The organism is Niallia sp. FSL R7-0648, from assembly GCF_038007005.1.
Classification (GTDB): Bacteria; Bacillota; Bacilli; order Bacillales; family Cytobacillaceae; genus Niallia; species Niallia circulans.
Genome location: NZ_JBBOWE010000001.1, coordinates 985,336 through 1,003,387, shown reverse-complemented (window position 1 = coordinate 1,003,387; position 18,052 = coordinate 985,336). Strand labels below are relative to the sequence as shown.

13 protein-coding genes are annotated in these 18,052 nt (G+C 33.8%); 3 read left to right on the top strand and 10 right to left on the bottom strand.

All coding sequences use genetic code 11. The features are described 5' to 3' along the window. Positions 1–89 precede the first annotated feature (89 nt). A complete protein-coding gene (locus NSQ89_RS04720; RefSeq protein ID WP_047941456.1) occupies positions 90–716 on the bottom strand; it encodes a metal-dependent hydrolase in 627 nt (208 codons plus the stop codon). 466 nt (positions 717–1,182) lie between these two features. On the opposite strand from NSQ89_RS04720, the gene NSQ89_RS04715 reads away from it, so the two are divergent. Continuing rightward, positions 1,183–1,560, top strand: coding sequence for an SLAP domain-containing protein (locus tag NSQ89_RS04715; RefSeq protein WP_341132311.1), 378 nt, complete (start codon positions 1,183–1,185; stop codon positions 1,558–1,560). A gap of 323 nt (positions 1,561–1,883) precedes the next feature. Here NSQ89_RS04715 and NSQ89_RS04710 read toward each other — a convergent pair whose 3' ends face one another. The 6 genes from NSQ89_RS04710 to nirB form a co-directional block, all read right to left on the bottom strand. Then, entirely contained in the window at positions 1,884–3,167 is a 1,284-nt protein-coding gene (locus NSQ89_RS04710) for an erythromycin esterase family protein (RefSeq protein WP_236691782.1), read from the bottom strand. Positions 3,168–3,330: 163 nt separating this feature from the next. After that, positions 3,331–4,131 carry a formate/nitrite transporter family protein gene (locus NSQ89_RS04705; RefSeq protein ID WP_061800207.1) on the bottom strand — a complete coding sequence of 267 codons (801 nt, stop codon included), beginning with the start codon at positions 4,129–4,131 and terminating at the stop codon, positions 3,331–3,333. Positions 4,132–4,156: 25 nt separating this feature from the next. After that, positions 4,157–4,879: a sirohydrochlorin chelatase gene (locus NSQ89_RS04700; RefSeq protein ID WP_341132310.1), complete on the bottom strand. Its 723-nt coding sequence runs from the start codon at positions 4,877–4,879 to the stop codon at positions 4,157–4,159. Continuing rightward, complete coding sequence (gene cobA / locus NSQ89_RS04695) at positions 4,879–6,315, bottom strand: uroporphyrinogen-III C-methyltransferase (RefSeq protein ID WP_341117526.1); 1,437 nt, start codon at positions 6,313–6,315, stop codon at positions 4,879–4,881. Before cobA ends, NSQ89_RS04700 begins: the two co-directional genes overlap by 1 nt. A 3-nt stretch (positions 6,316–6,318) precedes the next feature. Beyond that, complete coding sequence (nirD, locus tag NSQ89_RS04690) at positions 6,319–6,636, bottom strand: nitrite reductase small subunit NirD (RefSeq protein ID WP_047941450.1); 318 nt, start codon at positions 6,634–6,636, stop codon at positions 6,319–6,321. A 32-nt stretch (positions 6,637–6,668) separates the two neighbouring features. Continuing rightward, positions 6,669–9,074, bottom strand: a complete 2,406-nt coding sequence (nirB, locus tag NSQ89_RS04685; RefSeq protein ID WP_047941449.1) for a nitrite reductase large subunit NirB — start codon at positions 9,072–9,074, stop codon at positions 6,669–6,671. Positions 9,075–9,715: 641 nt separating this feature from the next. On the opposite strand from nirB, the gene NSQ89_RS04680 reads away from it, so the two are divergent. After that, positions 9,716–10,783 carry a saccharopine dehydrogenase NADP-binding domain-containing protein gene (locus NSQ89_RS04680; protein ID WP_341132309.1) on the top strand — a complete coding sequence of 356 codons (1,068 nt, stop codon included), beginning with the start codon at positions 9,716–9,718 and terminating at the stop codon, positions 10,781–10,783. A gap of 177 nt (positions 10,784–10,960) precedes the next feature. Here the strand turns inward: NSQ89_RS04680 and NSQ89_RS04675 are convergent, their stop codons facing one another. Continuing rightward, on the bottom strand, positions 10,961–12,400 hold the full coding sequence (locus tag NSQ89_RS04675; RefSeq protein WP_341132308.1) for a glycoside hydrolase family 1 protein: 1,440 nt from the start codon (positions 12,398–12,400) through the stop codon (positions 10,961–10,963). Between the two features lie 398 nt (positions 12,401–12,798). After that, positions 12,799–14,370, bottom strand: a complete 1,572-nt coding sequence (locus NSQ89_RS04670) for an SIR2 family protein (RefSeq protein WP_341132307.1) — start codon at positions 14,368–14,370, stop codon at positions 12,799–12,801. Positions 14,371–15,125: 755 nt separating this feature from the next. Between NSQ89_RS04670 and NSQ89_RS04665 the strand changes: the two genes are divergently transcribed. Further along, entirely contained in the window at positions 15,126–15,911 is a 786-nt protein-coding gene (locus NSQ89_RS04665; RefSeq protein WP_341132306.1) for a PmeII family type II restriction endonuclease, read from the top strand. A 175-nt stretch (positions 15,912–16,086) separates the two neighbouring features. Here the strand turns inward: NSQ89_RS04665 and dcm are convergent, their stop codons facing one another. Then, positions 16,087–17,427: a DNA (cytosine-5-)-methyltransferase gene (gene dcm, locus NSQ89_RS04660; RefSeq protein WP_303981795.1), complete on the bottom strand. Its 1,341-nt coding sequence runs from the start codon at positions 17,425–17,427 to the stop codon at positions 16,087–16,089. Between the last annotated feature and the right edge of the window lie 625 nt (positions 17,428–18,052).

Sequence of the window (18,052 nt, the reverse complement as noted above, 5' to 3'; positions counted from 1 at the left end):
CCAATAGAAAGAATCCTCCTCACGCCTGAATGGGGGATTCTTCCTATCTAACTTCTAGTTATGTATAAAGATAGATAACTATCAACTAATTAAAATTCCTTTGATGATAAAGGTAAGAACAGTTTAACACCGCGCTTATTAACTGGCAGTATTTTTAAATCAGCTAGTAGATGACTTATGTATCCGCCTATACAAGTGTAAAACAATCCATTAATATCGAGTGATGTCTCTAAATCAGCTGCAATAATTCCAAAAAAGATCACCCCTAAGATGGAGTGTGTATAACTTCGATGGGAAGTAAAGGATGCAATCATGATATAAATTCCCAGCAGAATAATCCAGCGCTCTTCTAGAGATATTCCTCCCATCAGAACAGCGATACCAGTGATAGTAAGCATATGTTTTTGTTTAATCAAAGATGCAATAAATAAAATCAGTATACCGATTCCGACACCCATCCACCTCTCTAAAGCCGTTCTATCAAAGAAGCTATATAGAATCATCATTATTCCGATGACTTGGGCAGATAGTTGAATCATTTGATGGGGCAAAGTAATTTTCCCTCTAAGTTTCCCATCAATATCAAGATCGGGAATTAATCCAGACACTGCTCCTAAAGAAACAAACAAGAGTGTCTCTGACGGTGTGGATTGCACCGTATTAGCAACAATAAATCCAGTCGCTGATCCAATTACAGCATGTGATGTTCCATTCAAGTTGATTACCCCTCTAACATTTAATAGTTTTGCAACATTACTATTCTACACCAAAACATTTGTTCTGTTTAGTATTAATTTCATTTACAGAAAATAGATAATGTCTATTAAACTAAAAACTAGTTAATGGTAAAATAATGGTAACGCAGAAAATTAAAGTAGGTGTATGAGAATAATGTTTTTCAGAAAAATGTCTAACAGTGAAGCGGCTAATTGGCGAAAAGGAGCAATAGCCGGGTTCTACATCTATTTATTATTGTTATTTATCAACTGTACCAGCTCCCTGTTTTTCAAGAAGGAGCCTTTTAGCACAACCGTCATTTTTTGGTCAGGATTGCTAGTTGCTTTCGGTTTAGATTTCATCTTAAATTTACTGACTAAGAAAAACAAATAGTGCATAAGTCAGCATTAATAGATTCTTTCATTCACTTATGTTACACTCACTTCAAAAGGTGGTTTTGTGCATATGCAGCAATTACAATTTGAAGCTTCCTGGGATAAACAATTAGCACCTCAGGATCGAATAAATTTAGAAAAAATCTTCCGAGAAACTAAGGATTTAACAAGTTTAAACATCCTTTTCTCCCCTATCCGAGAAGCATTTAATCACAAAGAAGCATTGCTTGTTTCTGTATTGGTTCATAATTTCGCAGATAGTCCACTGGTATTCCATGATACTAAATTGGCTTATTCTATTAACCGAGATATCATTGCTGAAAGGACTTTCACCCTTCCAAATTTTGTTATTCCAGCCCATACAAGTATGCCTTGGACGTTTATTTTCCCCAAAGGTTCTTATCAAATGAGCTCTTCTTTTAAGAATGGAACAATAAAGTTCAGCTAGGTGCTAAACTATAATCATTCATACGAAATGGAGGTTAACACTAAATCGTTAGCCTCCATTTTTGCTACTTTATCCCCTATAAGCAGATTAATCGTTTCAATGCTTTAAAGACTAATCCCAATCTATGTCATAGTGCGCTGTAATTCCATCTATCTTGTTGCGATACTTTAAAGTGGCTAGGCAAGTATCAGTCTGCCAGCCTCGAAACATGGGCAAACGATTGTCTGTGATTAAACTAACAGCACTTTTTCTAATGAAAAATAGCCAAAAAGCTTCTATTCTAGCTTTTTTTGGCTACTTAAAATTATTTAGACTTTTTTCGTTTACCCATGGTTACTTGTTTCAGCATTGAACGCAATCGGTGTAACTGCTGTCGACTGATCAACGAAAATAAACCCATCATAACGTTCAGAAACTTTCGTCGGGACATAATTTCCATACTGTTCATATGCTGCATCATAAATAACTCCGATTGCGCGATGACCGATTATTTGGTTAAAAAAACGGCGGTTATCTTCCGTAAAGATGAATGTTTGATTAAAAGCGCCAACCCGATGAAGCTGCTCTTCCCAGCTGTTCTTTTGGGCTTCGGGTATATTCATTATTTTATAAGGATCTCCCCATTTCTCCGCTGCAATGACAGTCCCTTTATATGTACCAAAACCAATAGCATATACATTTTGCGACCCAAACTTTTCCCTTGTTATTTGTCCAACATTTACTATGCCTTCTTGCTCCATACTAGTTGCTCTCGCATCACCAATATGCGTATTATGTTCCCAAACAATTCCCTTCGCTTCCTCCCCATAAAAATGACGGATGATTTCTAAAGCTTCCACCATATGATGATCACGAATATTCCAAGATTCTGTATCATCTGTAAGCATTGTTTTATAATAGGATTCTGCATTTTTCGATACGATTCCGTTCATTTGCAAATTAAGGTAGTTTTCCCTATTCTCCTCCAAATACTGCTTTCTTTTTGACATAATGGAATGTAAAAGCTCTAGTACTTCCTCCCGACAGCTTTCCCCTAAAAATGCTGCAGACATGCCATATTGCTCTGGCCGCTTATTATATGGTTGAAAACAAGTAATGGCCTGCATTGCCTTTTCAAGATCTGGAGAATTTATTTTTTGCAAATAGGCAATAATCGCTTCCATCGATTCCCATAAGCTATAAACATCAATCCCATAAAAACCAACCTTTTCTTCTTCCTGCTTCGATTGGTTATGTTCTTTCAGCCACTCAATAAGCGGAATAATTTCTTCATTTGCCCACATCCACGTCGGCCATCGCTGGAATTGTGAGAGCACCTCCCTGGCATCGGTATAATTAGATCTTCCCTTGATGTATCGGTTCACCTCATAGCAGGAAGGCCAATCTCCTTCCACAGCAATAAAGGAAAAACCATACTCACTAATCAACTTCTTGCTTATCTCTGCTCGAATCGTATAAAATTCTGCCGTACCATGGGTGGCTTCTCCTAATAATGCATATTTTGCCTTACTTGCTTTTTTGATTAAGTGCCGCAAATCTTCTATATTCTTAAATGGTTGACTATATTGTTGAATAGGCTGAAGTATTTCATTTATTTTTGTAACCACTTTTTTGCACATCCTTTAAAATACGTTTTTTCCCACCTTTTATTTTGTTCCGAAAATAATACGTTATACGCTTTTAAACTTATGCCGAAAAAATATAAATAAGCTATCTCTTTTTTCAAACGAGATAGCCAATTTGTGATATTATTCACATAAATAAGTAAATTTAAGCCTCTTTTTTAAAAGATTTAACCACTGCTTTTGTCTTCTCTGATATATGATACCAATAAGCAGCTCCTACAAAAACAGCTCCACCGATAATATTCCCAATTGTAACTGGCAGTAAATTAGCAATTAGTCCGCCGATCGATACGGTTTCAGGATGAGGAATGATGAGTGCAATAGACAACAAGGTCATATTGGCGACACTATGTTCAAAGCCAGATGTAATAAAGGCAAACAGACACCAAAAGATCATAATTAATTTCGCTGTTTCATCCTTTAATTTTACGGAACACCAAACTGCTAAACAAACGAGAATATTACAGAGAATCCCTCGAATCAATAATTCCATAAAAGGAGCATTCATTTTTGCTGCCGCTCCGTTTGTTATAAATTCTGCTACCCCTCCAATTGCCAAACCAGAATAACTAAATAATAATGCAACGATAATAGAGCCGATAAAGTTGCCGATATAGCTGTATCCCCACACTTTTCCGGTATCCTTCCATGTGACTTTATTCTCCAGCATGCCTATTGTCATTACCATATTATTACCGGTAAATAAGTCAGCCCCTGCCATAATAACTAAACTCAATGCAATCCCAAAGGAGACTCCCATGACAATTTTGGTACCTGCAAATCCAGTCGCACCAAGTAAGCCGCCAATTGTAAAAATAAGAATAATTCCTAATCCAACAAAAAAACCAGCAAGCATTGAACCAACTAAATACTTCTTTTTACTTGTATTTAAAGCATTGCTTTTCATTAATGCCGTATTACTAAATGCAGTAATAACCTCTTTCATAACGACACTCCTCTACCTTTTTGTTTTATATTGTAAGGCTCATGAATTGCTCTTCCATTCTTTCCAGCAAAACTTCCTTCATCAAATGGTCGTATTTTAAAGACTGACAAACAATCACTTCTTTGTCGCTGTTTTCTATCTTGCTTTCGATTCTTTTTAATAACCTTCCTGTAAAAAGTAAATAAGGGACAATATAAATCTTGTTATATGCTAATTGAAGCTTTTGTAGTTCCTCATCAAAGTCTGGCTTCCCTGCTGTTAAAAATGCAGGATATACAGAGCAAGCTAATTGTTTTTGTATATGCTCACTTATTTTCTTCAGCTTCCCAATTGGTTCGGGATCACTGCTGCCCCTCCCGACTAATAGAATTACTCCATCATGATCCCATCCTTTTTCATAGATTCTTTTCCTAACTAAGTTCATCATTTTGGGATGGACATCAAATGGTTTAGAAACAGAAAATCGTACTTCTGGAAACCTTTCTTTCACTGCCAGTAATTCTTCTGGTATATCTCTTTTAAAATGAGCTGCTGAAAATAATAGAACAGGTACGACGAGAATATCCCTTGCTCCAGCCCGGATTACTTTTTCCATCGTTTCATCAATAGATGGTGACGCTAATTCTAAGAAAGCAATTTCTTGAACAGGAATATTTATTTCTTTTTTTGCTTCTTCGATAAATGCGATGAATTGTTTATTACCTTCAATTATACGGCTGCCATGGCCAATATACACAACTGCATCCATCAGCTTCCACACTTCCATTTCTGATTATCTAATACTTGCTGTACCTGTTCATCTATATGATTAAATCCCTGCTTAACAGCATACTCCTGCACCGATTGGCCGATTGCCGCGAATGACAATTCCATCGGATTCTGCGTGCTAAATTTACGCCATTCTTGTAAAAATAAATCAATAGACCGTTTATTGGGAAAAATAACCGTTTCCCATTGGTTTTCTGTCAACAAGCGTTCATTTACTTCTTGAAAACGTTCATCTATTTCAATAGTATGGCTAGGTAGTGCTAGTAAATTATCGGAGAAGGCTTGTTTCTCGATTGCTTGTTCATTTCCTATTAAAATAGCACTTCTTTTGTCATACGATGCCTTTAGACTGTGTATGCCTCTTTTTTCTAATTCCTTGCGTGTTTTATCAGACAGATGTTCTATTTGTCGAGGAAGATCCCTCACATCATAATTTGCTTTAAACAGCTGGGTAAACACAAGTTCTACTCCTTCTACGGAAGCAAAAATCAGCCTTTCCGCATTTACTATCAATTGCAGCTCCTCCGCTGTATAGGAATGAGGGTTAGATTTTATGGTAGGGAAGGCATAAGCTTCTGCACCATTTTTAGAAAAATATCTTTCTAGCACACTTTCTTCTGATGAGCTTTTTGCAATCAATAGCTTCTTTTGATAAAAGGATTTTTTCTCGAACCATGCAATAGACGATCTTAACTGGACAACATCACCAATTATTGTTAGTGCTGGGTTTCCAAGCTTTGCTTCCTTTACCTTTTCTACTATTGTTTCTAAGGTTCCTTCGACTACTCGTTGTTTTCCCAGAGTGGCCCACTCAATAACAGCTGCTTTTGTGTCACTAGCCTTGCCTTGAGCTATTAAGCTTTCACAAATTCCCGGTAAGCCTTTCACCCCCATATAATAAGCAAGTGTATCTCCTATCGCTTCTTGCTTAGGCTTATGATGAATGGCAGCTTCATTTTTCTTACAAGCATGGCCTGTTCGTATCGTAAAGCTAGTACTATAATCTCGGTGTGTTACCGGAATACCGGCATAAGCACTTGCTGCAATGCTTGACGTCACACCAGGTACTATGTCAAAAGGAATATCATATGCTGCTATTGCTTCTGCTTCTTCCCCGACTCTTCCAAAAACAGAAGGATCTCCTCCTTTTAACCGCACAACATACTTTCCTTTTAAAGCTTCTGCTACTAATGTTTCGTTAATCTTTTCTTGTCTCATAATGTGATTATTTGGCAATTTTCCACAATAGATAAACACACAATCTTTGCTTGTAAAACGTAATAAGCGTGGATTGGCAAGTCGATCATACAAGACAATATCTGCTTTTTTTAAACATTCTATCCCCTTAGTTGTAATTAAACCAATATCCCCAGGCCCTGCTCCAACAAATGCTACATACCCCTTGTTCGTATTCATCTCTTACACCATTATATAAATATAATCATCTTTTATTTGTGTTTCATAAACCTCTACACAGCCATCATCTGGTTTTTGAACTTCTCCTGTGACTAAAGAAATTTTCCAATCATGCAATGGACAGAAAACAAATTCACCTGATACAATTCCTTCTGCCAATGGACCATTTTGATGGGGACAGTTATTCGCAATAGCTCTAACCTCTCCATTAGATAGATGAAATAAAGCAATTGATTTTCCTTTTAAATGAACCTCTTTACCAATTTGTTTAGGTAAATCAGCTAGTTTCATAATCTTATTCCATTCTAAAGTTGCCGTCATCTCGTATTCCCTCCATTTTTGTTCTATAGCTATTAGCCTTTTATCACTTCATACATTTCTCTCTTTGTTTGGTCGTTTAAGACAGAAGACCAAGCTTCTTCGTATGTTGATTTTGCACGATCAAATCTGCTTACAAACTGTTTCATATTTCTAGCATTTAATAGTGTTTCTTTCACTGTTTTAATCCCCATACGTTCCACCCATGGAGCCGTTCTTTCTCCATAATTCGCATTCTCACGATAATATTGAACAAATGCCTTGGCCATTGTAATTACTTCTTCTTCTGTTTGAACTGTTGTTAAGCTATCACATTCACGTACTTCTGTTCCGCCATTTCCACCAATATACAATTGATAGCCATTTTCTACGCAAATAACACCAAAGTCTTTTGTCAATACTTCTGCACAGTTTCTTGGACAGCCTGTTACTCCCATTTTCATTTTATGCGGAGTGTCGACCATTTCTAGTTCTTGTTCTAACTTAATGCCAAGTCCCAATGAATCTTGGGTGCCGAAGCGGCAAAATCTTGACCCAACACATGATTTTACGTTACGAAGCGATTTAGAATAAGCATAACCAGAACGCATTCCTAGCTCTTCCCAAACATGTGGGACATCTTCTTTCTTCACGCCATATAATCCAATCCGGCTTGCCCCGGTAATTTTCACTAATGGCACATTGTATTTTTTCGCTACCTCTCCGATTTTCACTAAATCCTCTGCAGTAGTTGTTCCGCCATACATACGAGGAATGATGGAGAATGTACCATCTTTTTGAATATTCCCTTCCATTTTCTCATTAACAAATCTTGATGCCTTATCGTCCTCATACTCTTCTGGGAACAGCATACGCATATAATAGTTTAACGCTGGGCGGCATTTTGAACAGCCTTCTTCACTTGCAAAACCAAGCACCATTCTAACTTCTTTTGGAGATTTAAGCTGCATTTCTTTTATTTGTGCTACTACTTCATCACGAGTAAGTGTTGTACAGCCGCACATCCCTGTTTTTTGAATGGATGCATCAAAACTGTCACCAAGTGTATGCGCTAAAATCCCTTCAACTAGTGGTTTACATTTACCACAAGATGCTCCTGCCTTTGTACATCCTTTCACTTCTTCAAAAGTAGTTAATCCTTGCTCTAGGATAGAATGAACGATAGTACCTTTTGTTACCCCATTACAGCCGCATACAGTGTCATCTGCACTCATGCTTGCTGCTAAATCTTCTTCTGCGTCCTCCCCGCTCTTGCTCAATACTGAGGAACTTGTATACTCACTAATATCTGCTTGTTTCTTCAACATATTAAATAGCCGAGTTCCATCGGAAGCATCTCCGTATAAGACAATTCCAACAATTTTATTATCTGTTACTAAAATCTTTTTGTAGACTTTTGCAAATTGGTCATGAACAATAATCGCTTCCGTATTTTCATCCTCATGGATTTTCCCTCCTGAGAATAAGTCACATCCTGCTACTTTCAATTGAGTAGAAAGAATTGATCCTTGATATCCTTTTCCTTCTTTGCCTGTTATATGATCAGCAAGAGCCATTCCTTGTTCATATAGAGGAGCAACTAATCCATAGGCAATTCCATTATGCTCTGCACATTCCCCTACTGCAAAGACAGATGGGTCAGATGTAACCATATGATCATTAACAATGATCGCGCGATTCACTTCTAACCCTGCCTCACGGGCAATTGCTACATTTGGTCTAATACCAACAGCCATTACGACAAGATCACAATCAACTGTTGTTCCATCTGTAAATTTCAATCCTTGAACTCGTTTATCTCCATATATCTCTGCCGTCTGTTTTTCCATTAAGAATTTCATACCTTGTGCTTCTAAATCTTTTCTAAGAAGATTTGCTGCTGCTGCATCTAACTGCTGCTCCATTAAAGTTGGCAATAAGTGAACAACATGAACTTCCATTCCACGATCTATTAATCCTCTTGCGGCTTCTAATCCTAGTAATCCTCCGCCAATAACAACCGCTTTTTTATAAGTCTTTGCTGTTTCCATCATTTTTTCCGTATCGTCAATGGTTCTGAATCCAATTACACCTTCTAAATCACTTCCAGGGATCGGTAAAATAAAGGCACTAGATCCTGTTGCAAGGATAAGTTCATCATATTCTATCGTTTTTCCTTTATCCGTAAGGACCGCTTTCTCTTCGCGATCAATCTTTATTGCTTTTTCGCCTGTTAAAAGATGAATATGATTCTCTTGATACCACTTCCAGTCATTAATATGAATATCATTTACAGTTGTTTTCCCTTGCAAAACATTTGAAAGCATAATCCGATTATAGTTTGGATAAGGCTCATCCCCAATAATCGTTATGTCAAAAAGGTCAGCATTTCTCTTCAATATTTCTTCAATCGTCCGAACTCCTGCCATTCCATTTCCAATCATCACTAATCTCTTTTTCATTTTCGTCCCTCCAAGACTTATCTAGTAAGGTAATTATTTTGTGAAATAAATCACATGGAAATCCATAATAAACAATCCGTTCATAAATTTCATAAGTCCTCTTATCACTATGCTAATGAGAATAGTCATATCCCCAAATTATCCTTCTTGACGATACACTCTATTGGAGTAAGGATTTTTTCATCATAGTGTTCAAAAGAAATAATTGAAATACATCTTTTGCAGTTTCATTATATATTCTTTTTAAGGTAAAAATGGAGTGGATTTTTGACGATTCCATGAACATCTTTTGTCATTTTTATGTCTAGCAGAAAATATAAAAAGATAATTAGACTAAAAGAAAAGCAGGCTGTTTTCGCATAGATTATTCTCACATGAAAATATGGAGATATGTATATAAAGATTTCAGTGTATATATCCATATTTCTACTGTTTTCACTGGAAAATATTATGATAAAATTAATCTAATAATATAAGAATGTATAAGTTTCCCTTGTCTTCTTCATATTTCTTATATTAACTACTTTCGTATTTATAAACGTAAAGATTTTTTAATTTAACGAAGAGCTTTAAAACAGTCTATTTAGCTATAACAGAAATAAGCTAAGGTCGTCTTAGTTTTATAGAGAGAAGGTATAAAAGTGGAAAAAGTTATAGTTGTTGGAGCTGCTGGAGTATTAGGCAAATTAATCTGTACTGAATTACTGAGAATATTTAATAATTCAATAAAGTTAGTAGTGACAGATTATAAAATTAAAAGAGGGAAAAATTTAGCAAACTCATTAAACAGTGGAGTAGAATTCCAATATTTAGATGTTGATAATGAAGAAAATATAAAAAAAGTAATTCGTAATGTGGATATTGTAATTGTTGGATTAAAACAGAAAACACCATCTATTCAAAAAACTTGTATAGAAAATAAAATATTGTGTATTGATGTCACCCCATTTTATGACTTTGTAGAGACAGTGCAGGAACTAAATCAACGTGCTGAAAAGAATAATACAGCTTCTGTTGTCATGTCCGGTTTTTTCCCTGGTTTATCTGGCTTGATCACACAAAAAGCTATTGCAGAGTTTCAGGAAATAACAGAAATAAATGTAGCATTATTACAAAATGCCAATGCCCAAGCAGGAGTTACTGGAATTTTTGATATGTTAAGTATAATTGCACAGCCAGTTAAATTTCAAAATAATGTCCTTTCGGGATTTACCAAAAAAAGAAAGATGAATTTTCAAAATCATGCAAAAGAAAAGGTGGTAAGACTTATAGAACATTCAGAGAAAATGATTATAAAAGATAAATTGACAGTTGCACCAATATATTATTGGACTTCTTGGAACGTCATTCCTTTTAATAAATTAGTCTCGTTACTTAGAAAGATTGGTCTTTTAAATATACTTCAAAATCTTAATAAGAAATTGGTTTCTAAAGTAGTAAAACACAACCCTAATAAGAATGAAAATGCTTTTCTTACCGTTGAAGTAAAAGGGAATATCGATAATAAAAAAATGATAAGAACAATTTCCTTATCTACTTTTTCAGATTATCATACAACAGCAATAGTTACAGCTTCATTGGCCAAGATCGCTCTAAAAACAGATATAAAAGGTGTGGTTTATCCTTTTGAAATTACAAATTTGGATGAACTATTATCTATGGCCAATTGCTCTAGTATTATAGTAGAAGATGTCAAAAAACAACAATGATATTAAATTTACGTTATCATCCTCAGAAACGTTGTTATTTTGATCTCTTTTACTATCTCAAACCTAGGAAAATGAAAGTAGACAACCTAATATTTTTTTAAACGCTTCCGAACAGCAGCAATCTATACGAAAAGAAAAGAAGGGCGAACCTGCAAATATATGCAGGTCTGCACCTTCCTAGCGATTCTCACCATTTGATTCAATTACTTCTTTATACCAATAAAAGCTCTTCTTCTTGATTCGACGAAGATCATGTGTTCCCTCTTCATGCTGATTGATATAGACAAAACCATATCGTTTTTGGAAGCCATTCAGCCAGCTTAACAGATCTGTAAATGACCACACACAATATCCTAGCAGATCTACACCATCCGTAATAGCTTCTTGCATCGCATTTATATGTGCTCGAATAAAATCAATACGGTAATCATCATTGATGATATCGCCTTCTTCTAGTTTATCAAAAGCACCTAAGCCATTTTCACTAATAAGAATAGGAAGCTGATATCTATTTGTAATCCTGCGAAGAGCGATCCGCAATCCTTGTGGATCAATATTCCAATCCCAATCCGTTCTTTCCAAGTTTGGATTTTCGACTGTTTTAAACACTCCAGGAATTCCTGAATCCTGCGAAGTTCCCTTTTTACCAGTAGTGTTCATTTCAGCACTGCCTACTCCGCCTTCTAAAGGATTTTTCTCAAAGGTCGTTGTTTGATAATAGTTAAGTCCCATGAAATCTGGAGTGCCTTCTCGCAATAATTCAAAATCTCCCTCTTCAACCTCTGGAGCCAATCCATTTGCTTCTAAATAATTCCATGCAGCTTCTGGATATCTGCCCCAAGCATACATATCCATCCACCAATGACTATTTAATTCTTCCGCATTCTCTGCTGCAATAATATCTTCTGGCTTTGAAGTTAAAGCATATGCAGGAGAATAAGCAAAGCTAGGTCCAATTTTCCCACTTGGGACATATTGGCGGAAAGCCTTGATAACACTAGCGTTCGCTAAATTCGCATGATGGTTCACTTGATAGAATCGTTTTTCATCTGTTACTCCAGGTGGATGCACAGCCATTCGATAGCCTAAACCAGTGAAAATATTTTGTTCATTTAAACTTACCCAATATTTCACTCGATCTCCAAATTGCTTAAATAATTCAATACTATAATTCGTAAAATCCTCAATAATTTGACGCGATTCCCAACCACCATATTCATCTTGCAATGCTTGTGGAAGATCCCAATGATAAAGAGTTAGCACTGGCTCAATTTTATATTTAATTAATTCATCAATTAAATCATTATAAAAGTCAATTCCCGCTTGATTTACCTCTCCTTTTCCATTCGGAAAAATCCGCGTCCAAGCAACAGAAAATCGATATGCCTTCATTCCCATTTCTGCCATTAACTGTACATCTTCTTTATAACGATGATAATGATCTACCGCTACATCCCCATTTGTACCTTTAAATGTTTTTCCCGGTATTCTAACAAACGTATCCCAAATGGATACTCCCTTGCCATCCTCATTCCATGCACCCTCTACTTGATAAGCTGCCGATGCAGCACCCCAAAGGAAGTTACTAGGGAACGCTTTCAAAGATTGGTGAATCATTTGGCTACACTCCTTATTCGATAGACTTAACATTAATTATTTAACTATACATATTCCACTATCAAAGGTATAGTTGATTATAAAATAAGTATATACATATAATCATATTTTGGCAATCACTCATGAGGGCTATCCATAAAATAGTCTTACGAAAAAATCTTAATCCACCTACTATTTATATATTTCTATGTGAATATCTAGCTCATGATGAGTAAGAATGAATTATATATAAGTTCTACCAGTCTCTAAAATAGATGACAAATCATTTAAGCATCTCCTAATGCTATTAACTTATCTATCTTAATACAACAATTCCTAAATAAAACTATATCTTACTTTAAATTATCTTTATTTAAAGTAAGATATATTATCAAAAGTCATTTCTATGATATTAATTTTTATATTAATGTTTTCGAAAGATTATTTTTTTCAATATATTCAAAAGTTATCATTTCTATATTAGGAAATTCGTCATCCGGTATATAATCATTAATCGTAGGATAGAATTCACTTAACTTATTTATAATTTCTTCTGATTTTTGCTTAATGAATGTAGGAGAATTGTATACTATCCTTCCTTCCAACATTCTACATGCAATATCTACTAAAAAACCAAAAGACTCTTGAGAAGGTATATTTAAACTATCTGTTTTACTATCATGATAAAAGAATAGTAAACTTAAAAAACGTTCTGCATGAGCCGGTATCATTTTTTGTGACCAAAACTCATCCCAGCAGATATCATCATTTTTTACTAATTCTCTTACCTTACTATTAAATACTATACCTGTGAGTAATGTGAGAAATACGTAATCGCTAAATCCCTTTTCTTTTAATTTTTTTAGTGCAATTTTTGAAACATATAGCATAGTTTCAGAAGTAAAAACCTTTAAATTAAAATTCTCAGCACTGACATAGAGAAGTATTTTTTCTATATCCTTATATAATTCTTCAGGGATTTTTCTTTTACTTACCAAATCTAAACTGGAGGATAAACCCATGGTATTTTTTACATTATCTACATCCATATAATAATGCTCTAAAAGCCCCATAGTACGATTATACAAAGCTCTAGAAAAATACAATGAATCCTTAGTCCCTGGAATTAAGTTATTATACGAAGCTTTATTTACCATTTCAAACATAAATTCTGCAAATAATTGATTCATCTCTACTTTTTCAGTAAATTGCTTTTTAGGATCTAAAATAATTGTCTTAATACCGACTGATTTATATAACTCCTCTAATACTGGATTTTCAGTAAAGCGAACTATGTATGAAACTGGTTTGTTATTTTGTGTTAATCCGTTTATCATTTCCATTAATTTAAACCAGATAATTCGTATATTAATATCACGAAAGCTATATCCCATGAACAAAACTGCCTTGCCTAAAATATCCCCTCTAAACTTAATATCCATTGGAGAATCAAAATTCAATCTAGAAAAATAGGAGGATTCAGTTAGAACTAATGTATCCTCATACTTTAAATCGCCATGAAATTTTACTACTTGATAATCTCCATTTTTAATATTAGCAACATCATTTGCAGTTGCTATTACGTCAACTTTGACCCCTAAAGATCTGTACGTTTTTTCTAATAAATCGTCATAATTAGTAGTATAAATTTGCTGAGCTCCTAAATTTATTAATTCAACATGTGCTCCAGACATTATTGGAGGTACTTTATAAGTGAACGCTTGAGAAATAGAATGTCTTAATGGGCCAATATTTTTATTACTTTTAATAAGGTAATACTCAGCAATCTCTAATGGATTTCCTTGACAATATTCTTTTACTTCTTCATATGTAATCTTATAATCTTCTTCTACATCCCTAGCTATTTCTCTTAAAAGATCTTCCCATTCAGGTAAATTTAAAGGTGAAGAAAAACCAGCTCCAATAAAAGGAATGACCTTCCTAGATTTTATCATTTCAATTAATTCTGTAGGTATATTAAAATAATTCATGTATCCTCCTGAATATTTATTTTATAAATCTATTTTTGAATAAAGTACCATAAAATTCCTCAATCAATTATATCAAACTTAAATGGAAGTATACTCCCTATTATCCCACGTATACTTTCAATTAATCTTATCTTTTATGAGAAAAAGCAATTTGTAATCTTTAATGAAAAGAATTTTCTCCCAAATATATCTTTACGCAAGTTGTGTATGTGCCCTGATCACTACTTAATCTCATTAGACTTCTCTATCAACTGAATAATAGTACATTTGGATATCTTTTTCCAAAAGTTTTATGTAAATATCATTTAATTTCACTTTATATTCTATATTTCTCCATTACCAGTAGATCATTTTCATATAGCTCAACCTTTCCTTCGCGTCCTTTTTTTACTTCTTAGAAGGAAGCGCAAACAAAGTTAAAATTTTATATAATTATACCAATTTTTATTCATCTAAATCTCTTCCTATTGAATTATGACTCTTTCTATTTTAGTATTAAAGTAATAAAAAGGAAATATTCTAGGAGTGGTTAATTTGATTAAATAGTTCATAAGACATATTCATATTTACAAATACCCAAAAAAGACAATAACCACAAATATATCTTATTTAATTTATTGTCTAAATATATCATTACATTTGTAAATTTAAATATAATAAACATCCAATGACTTAAAAATCACTTGTTACTTAACTAAAACACGATAATTAAGAAAGTAATAATGACTTGTTCATCGTGTTGGGAGGAATCGAATATGGAGCAAAGTAAGCTAAACGAAGATGATTTAAATCAAATTATAAAGAAAGCACGAGATTTTTTTAAAAATGAAATAGTTCCTAGCCACAAAACTAATACATTAAAACTTAAGAGATTAAAAACTTTCAATCTCAATCCTTTTTTGGATAAGTATAAAGCAAGTTTCTTAACAGGAAATGATGATCCTGAAAGTATTGCTAGGGCTCTAGTCTATCCAAGAGCATTAGGTACATCTATTAATACAATCTTCGGTGACAAATTACAGAAATTCTGTAGTGAGGTATTAGAGGGATTTGCATCTACAACTTCAGGTATTGATATAGAATTTTTTGATAAAGTGGATGGAAGGAAAAAATATTGTCAAATCAAAGCAGGCCCAAATACAATTAATAAGGATGATATCGAAACAATTAAAGGCCATTTTCAAGCAGTTAAAAACCTAGCACGAACTAATAAGTTGAGTATTAGTTTTGATGATTTAATTGTTGGTGTATTTTATGGCACACCAAAAGATTTAAGTGCCCACTATAAAAAAATAAATATTGAGTATCCGGTAATAATTGGGCAGGAATTTTGGTATAGACTAACTGGCGAATTAAACTTTTATCAAAAGCTAACAGACGCAATTGGGGATGTTGCTTCTGAAGTTGATGGATCTGAGATGATTGAGACAGTAATTAAGGAATTAGCCAAAGAAATTGAGGAAACATTAAAACCTACTAATCTGCAACCTGTCATTGAAAAGAAAATTGCTGCTGAGGAAAAAAGTAAGTATGATCTTTAATACATAAAATATAAAAATGGGATAACTATTGATGTATTATCCCATTTTTGTATATTATACTCCTTATACTTTTTCAGGCTATCTGAAATTTGCCAACTAAAATTTGTTTAAATGTATAGTTAGGTTAGTAGCACAATATTTTATTTATGAAGCAGCAGGTACATTTCGGATACAATTACTTAACTTGATTTAGTACATTAACAATTGATAATCCTATTGCTTCAGCCATATTTACAGGTACAGCATTACCAATCTGTTTATAGGCATTATTCATAGAACAGTCAAAATCCCAGCTATCAGGAAAACTCTGAATTCTAGCATATTCCCTAACAGTAAATGGTCTAGTTTCATCTGGATGACATCTTTCGGTTTGTTTCTGTGCAGGAGAACAAGTTAATGTTAATGATGGCTCATCCCATGAAAGCCTCCTAGCCATTCCTGTTCTTCCTCCTCCGGAGTAATAGCTCTTTCCCATAAATTCCTTTGCAATATCTTCAGGAAGATCTCTCCAATACCCTCCTGGAGGTACAAGATCTAATATCTTTTTTTTGGATTCAGGATACTTAGCTCCTTCAGATTTAGGTACATCTTTTAGAATATCCTTTAGAGTAAGTTCGTAGCCATATGGCTGAGGAAGGCAGTAGAGAAAATCATATTTTTCTACAAGATCATTTCTAATCCCTACCATTACTAATCTTTCTCTTTTTTGAGCTACATTATAATCTAATGCTCTTAAAACTTTCCATTTAACAGTATAACCAATGTCAGAAAATACTTTCAACATTAAAGAGAAAGTTCTACCGTTATCATGGTTTAGTAATCCTTTAACATTCTCTGCTAAAAACATTTTAGGGAGTAATTGTTTTAATATCTGAGCATAATAATAAAACATTGTTCCTCTTGTATCAGATAAACCCATTTTCTTTCCAGCATAACTAAAAGCTTGACAAGGATACCCCCCTGAAAGTAAATCAAGTTCACCTATAGGAAGATCAATAAAATTTCTGATTCCCTGCTCAGCTACATCAATAATATCCTTTTCAATTATATTCCAATTTGGTCTGTTTTTTCTAAGAGTCTGACACGCATATTTATCAATTTCTACAAGACCTTTAGAATGAAACCCAGCTTTCTCAAGCCCAAGAGCAAGGCCTCCTGCTCCAGCAAAAAGCTCTACAACAGAATACGCTCTCGAATTTTTAACATTTTTTATATCTACATAATCATGACCTTCGTAGTCAAAAACATTAATAGCTACTTCATCTTGGGATTGCTCCATTAAAGTATCTGTTTCTAAAGGTAATTCAAATTGCTCGGATTCAATAATCTCCTCAAAGTCTACATCTAGTATCCCACATAGTTTCATTGCATTTGATTTTATTGGATTAAAGTTTGGGGAAAGTAACATTGATAATTGATTTTTACTTATCCCTAAATGCTCAGCTAGTTGTTTTTGGGTGGCTATCCCTTTTCTTCTCATATGTGTTCTTACTTTTTCTTTGCTGATAGTATACAATTTAAAAAACCTCCAACAGAGTTAAAATAATTTTTAACATTTTAGGGTTATTATGAATGATAGTACAATTGTAGTCAACAAAAATGAGCTAAAAAAATTTGTGAAATTACTAGTATATATTTTATTATTTCTTTACTTACTTCCATTAATCAATTAAAAAATCCAGTTTCATTTAATATTTGGAAGAAAACCTAGATAGGCCGCTTTACTTTTCATATAAAATAGGTACTAATTCGCTACTATTATTGTACTAGATAATGGTAATTAAGCTATGAGATTTTCAATTTTTTCTCTTCAGTACTAAACTTTATTAAATTCTTTCTAATTATAAACCAAAATATTTCCAATTTTATTAATTAACTTTCTTTTAGACCACAGCCCTACGTATAATCACATTGACAAAGTCCCAAACTAAAAATCGTGAAATTTTCCCCATTATGCTTCTTTATTTTTGATACAATAGAACTAATTTTTCCGATTGTGGATTATATAGAAAGGAGTAATGCACTATATATTTCTATAAAATAGAATTTTTTTAACATTAAAGGATTTTTCAAAAATGGTTCTAAATTATCTACAAATATAGGCAATTGACCTGAAGTGATTTTATACTTCTCATTTCATA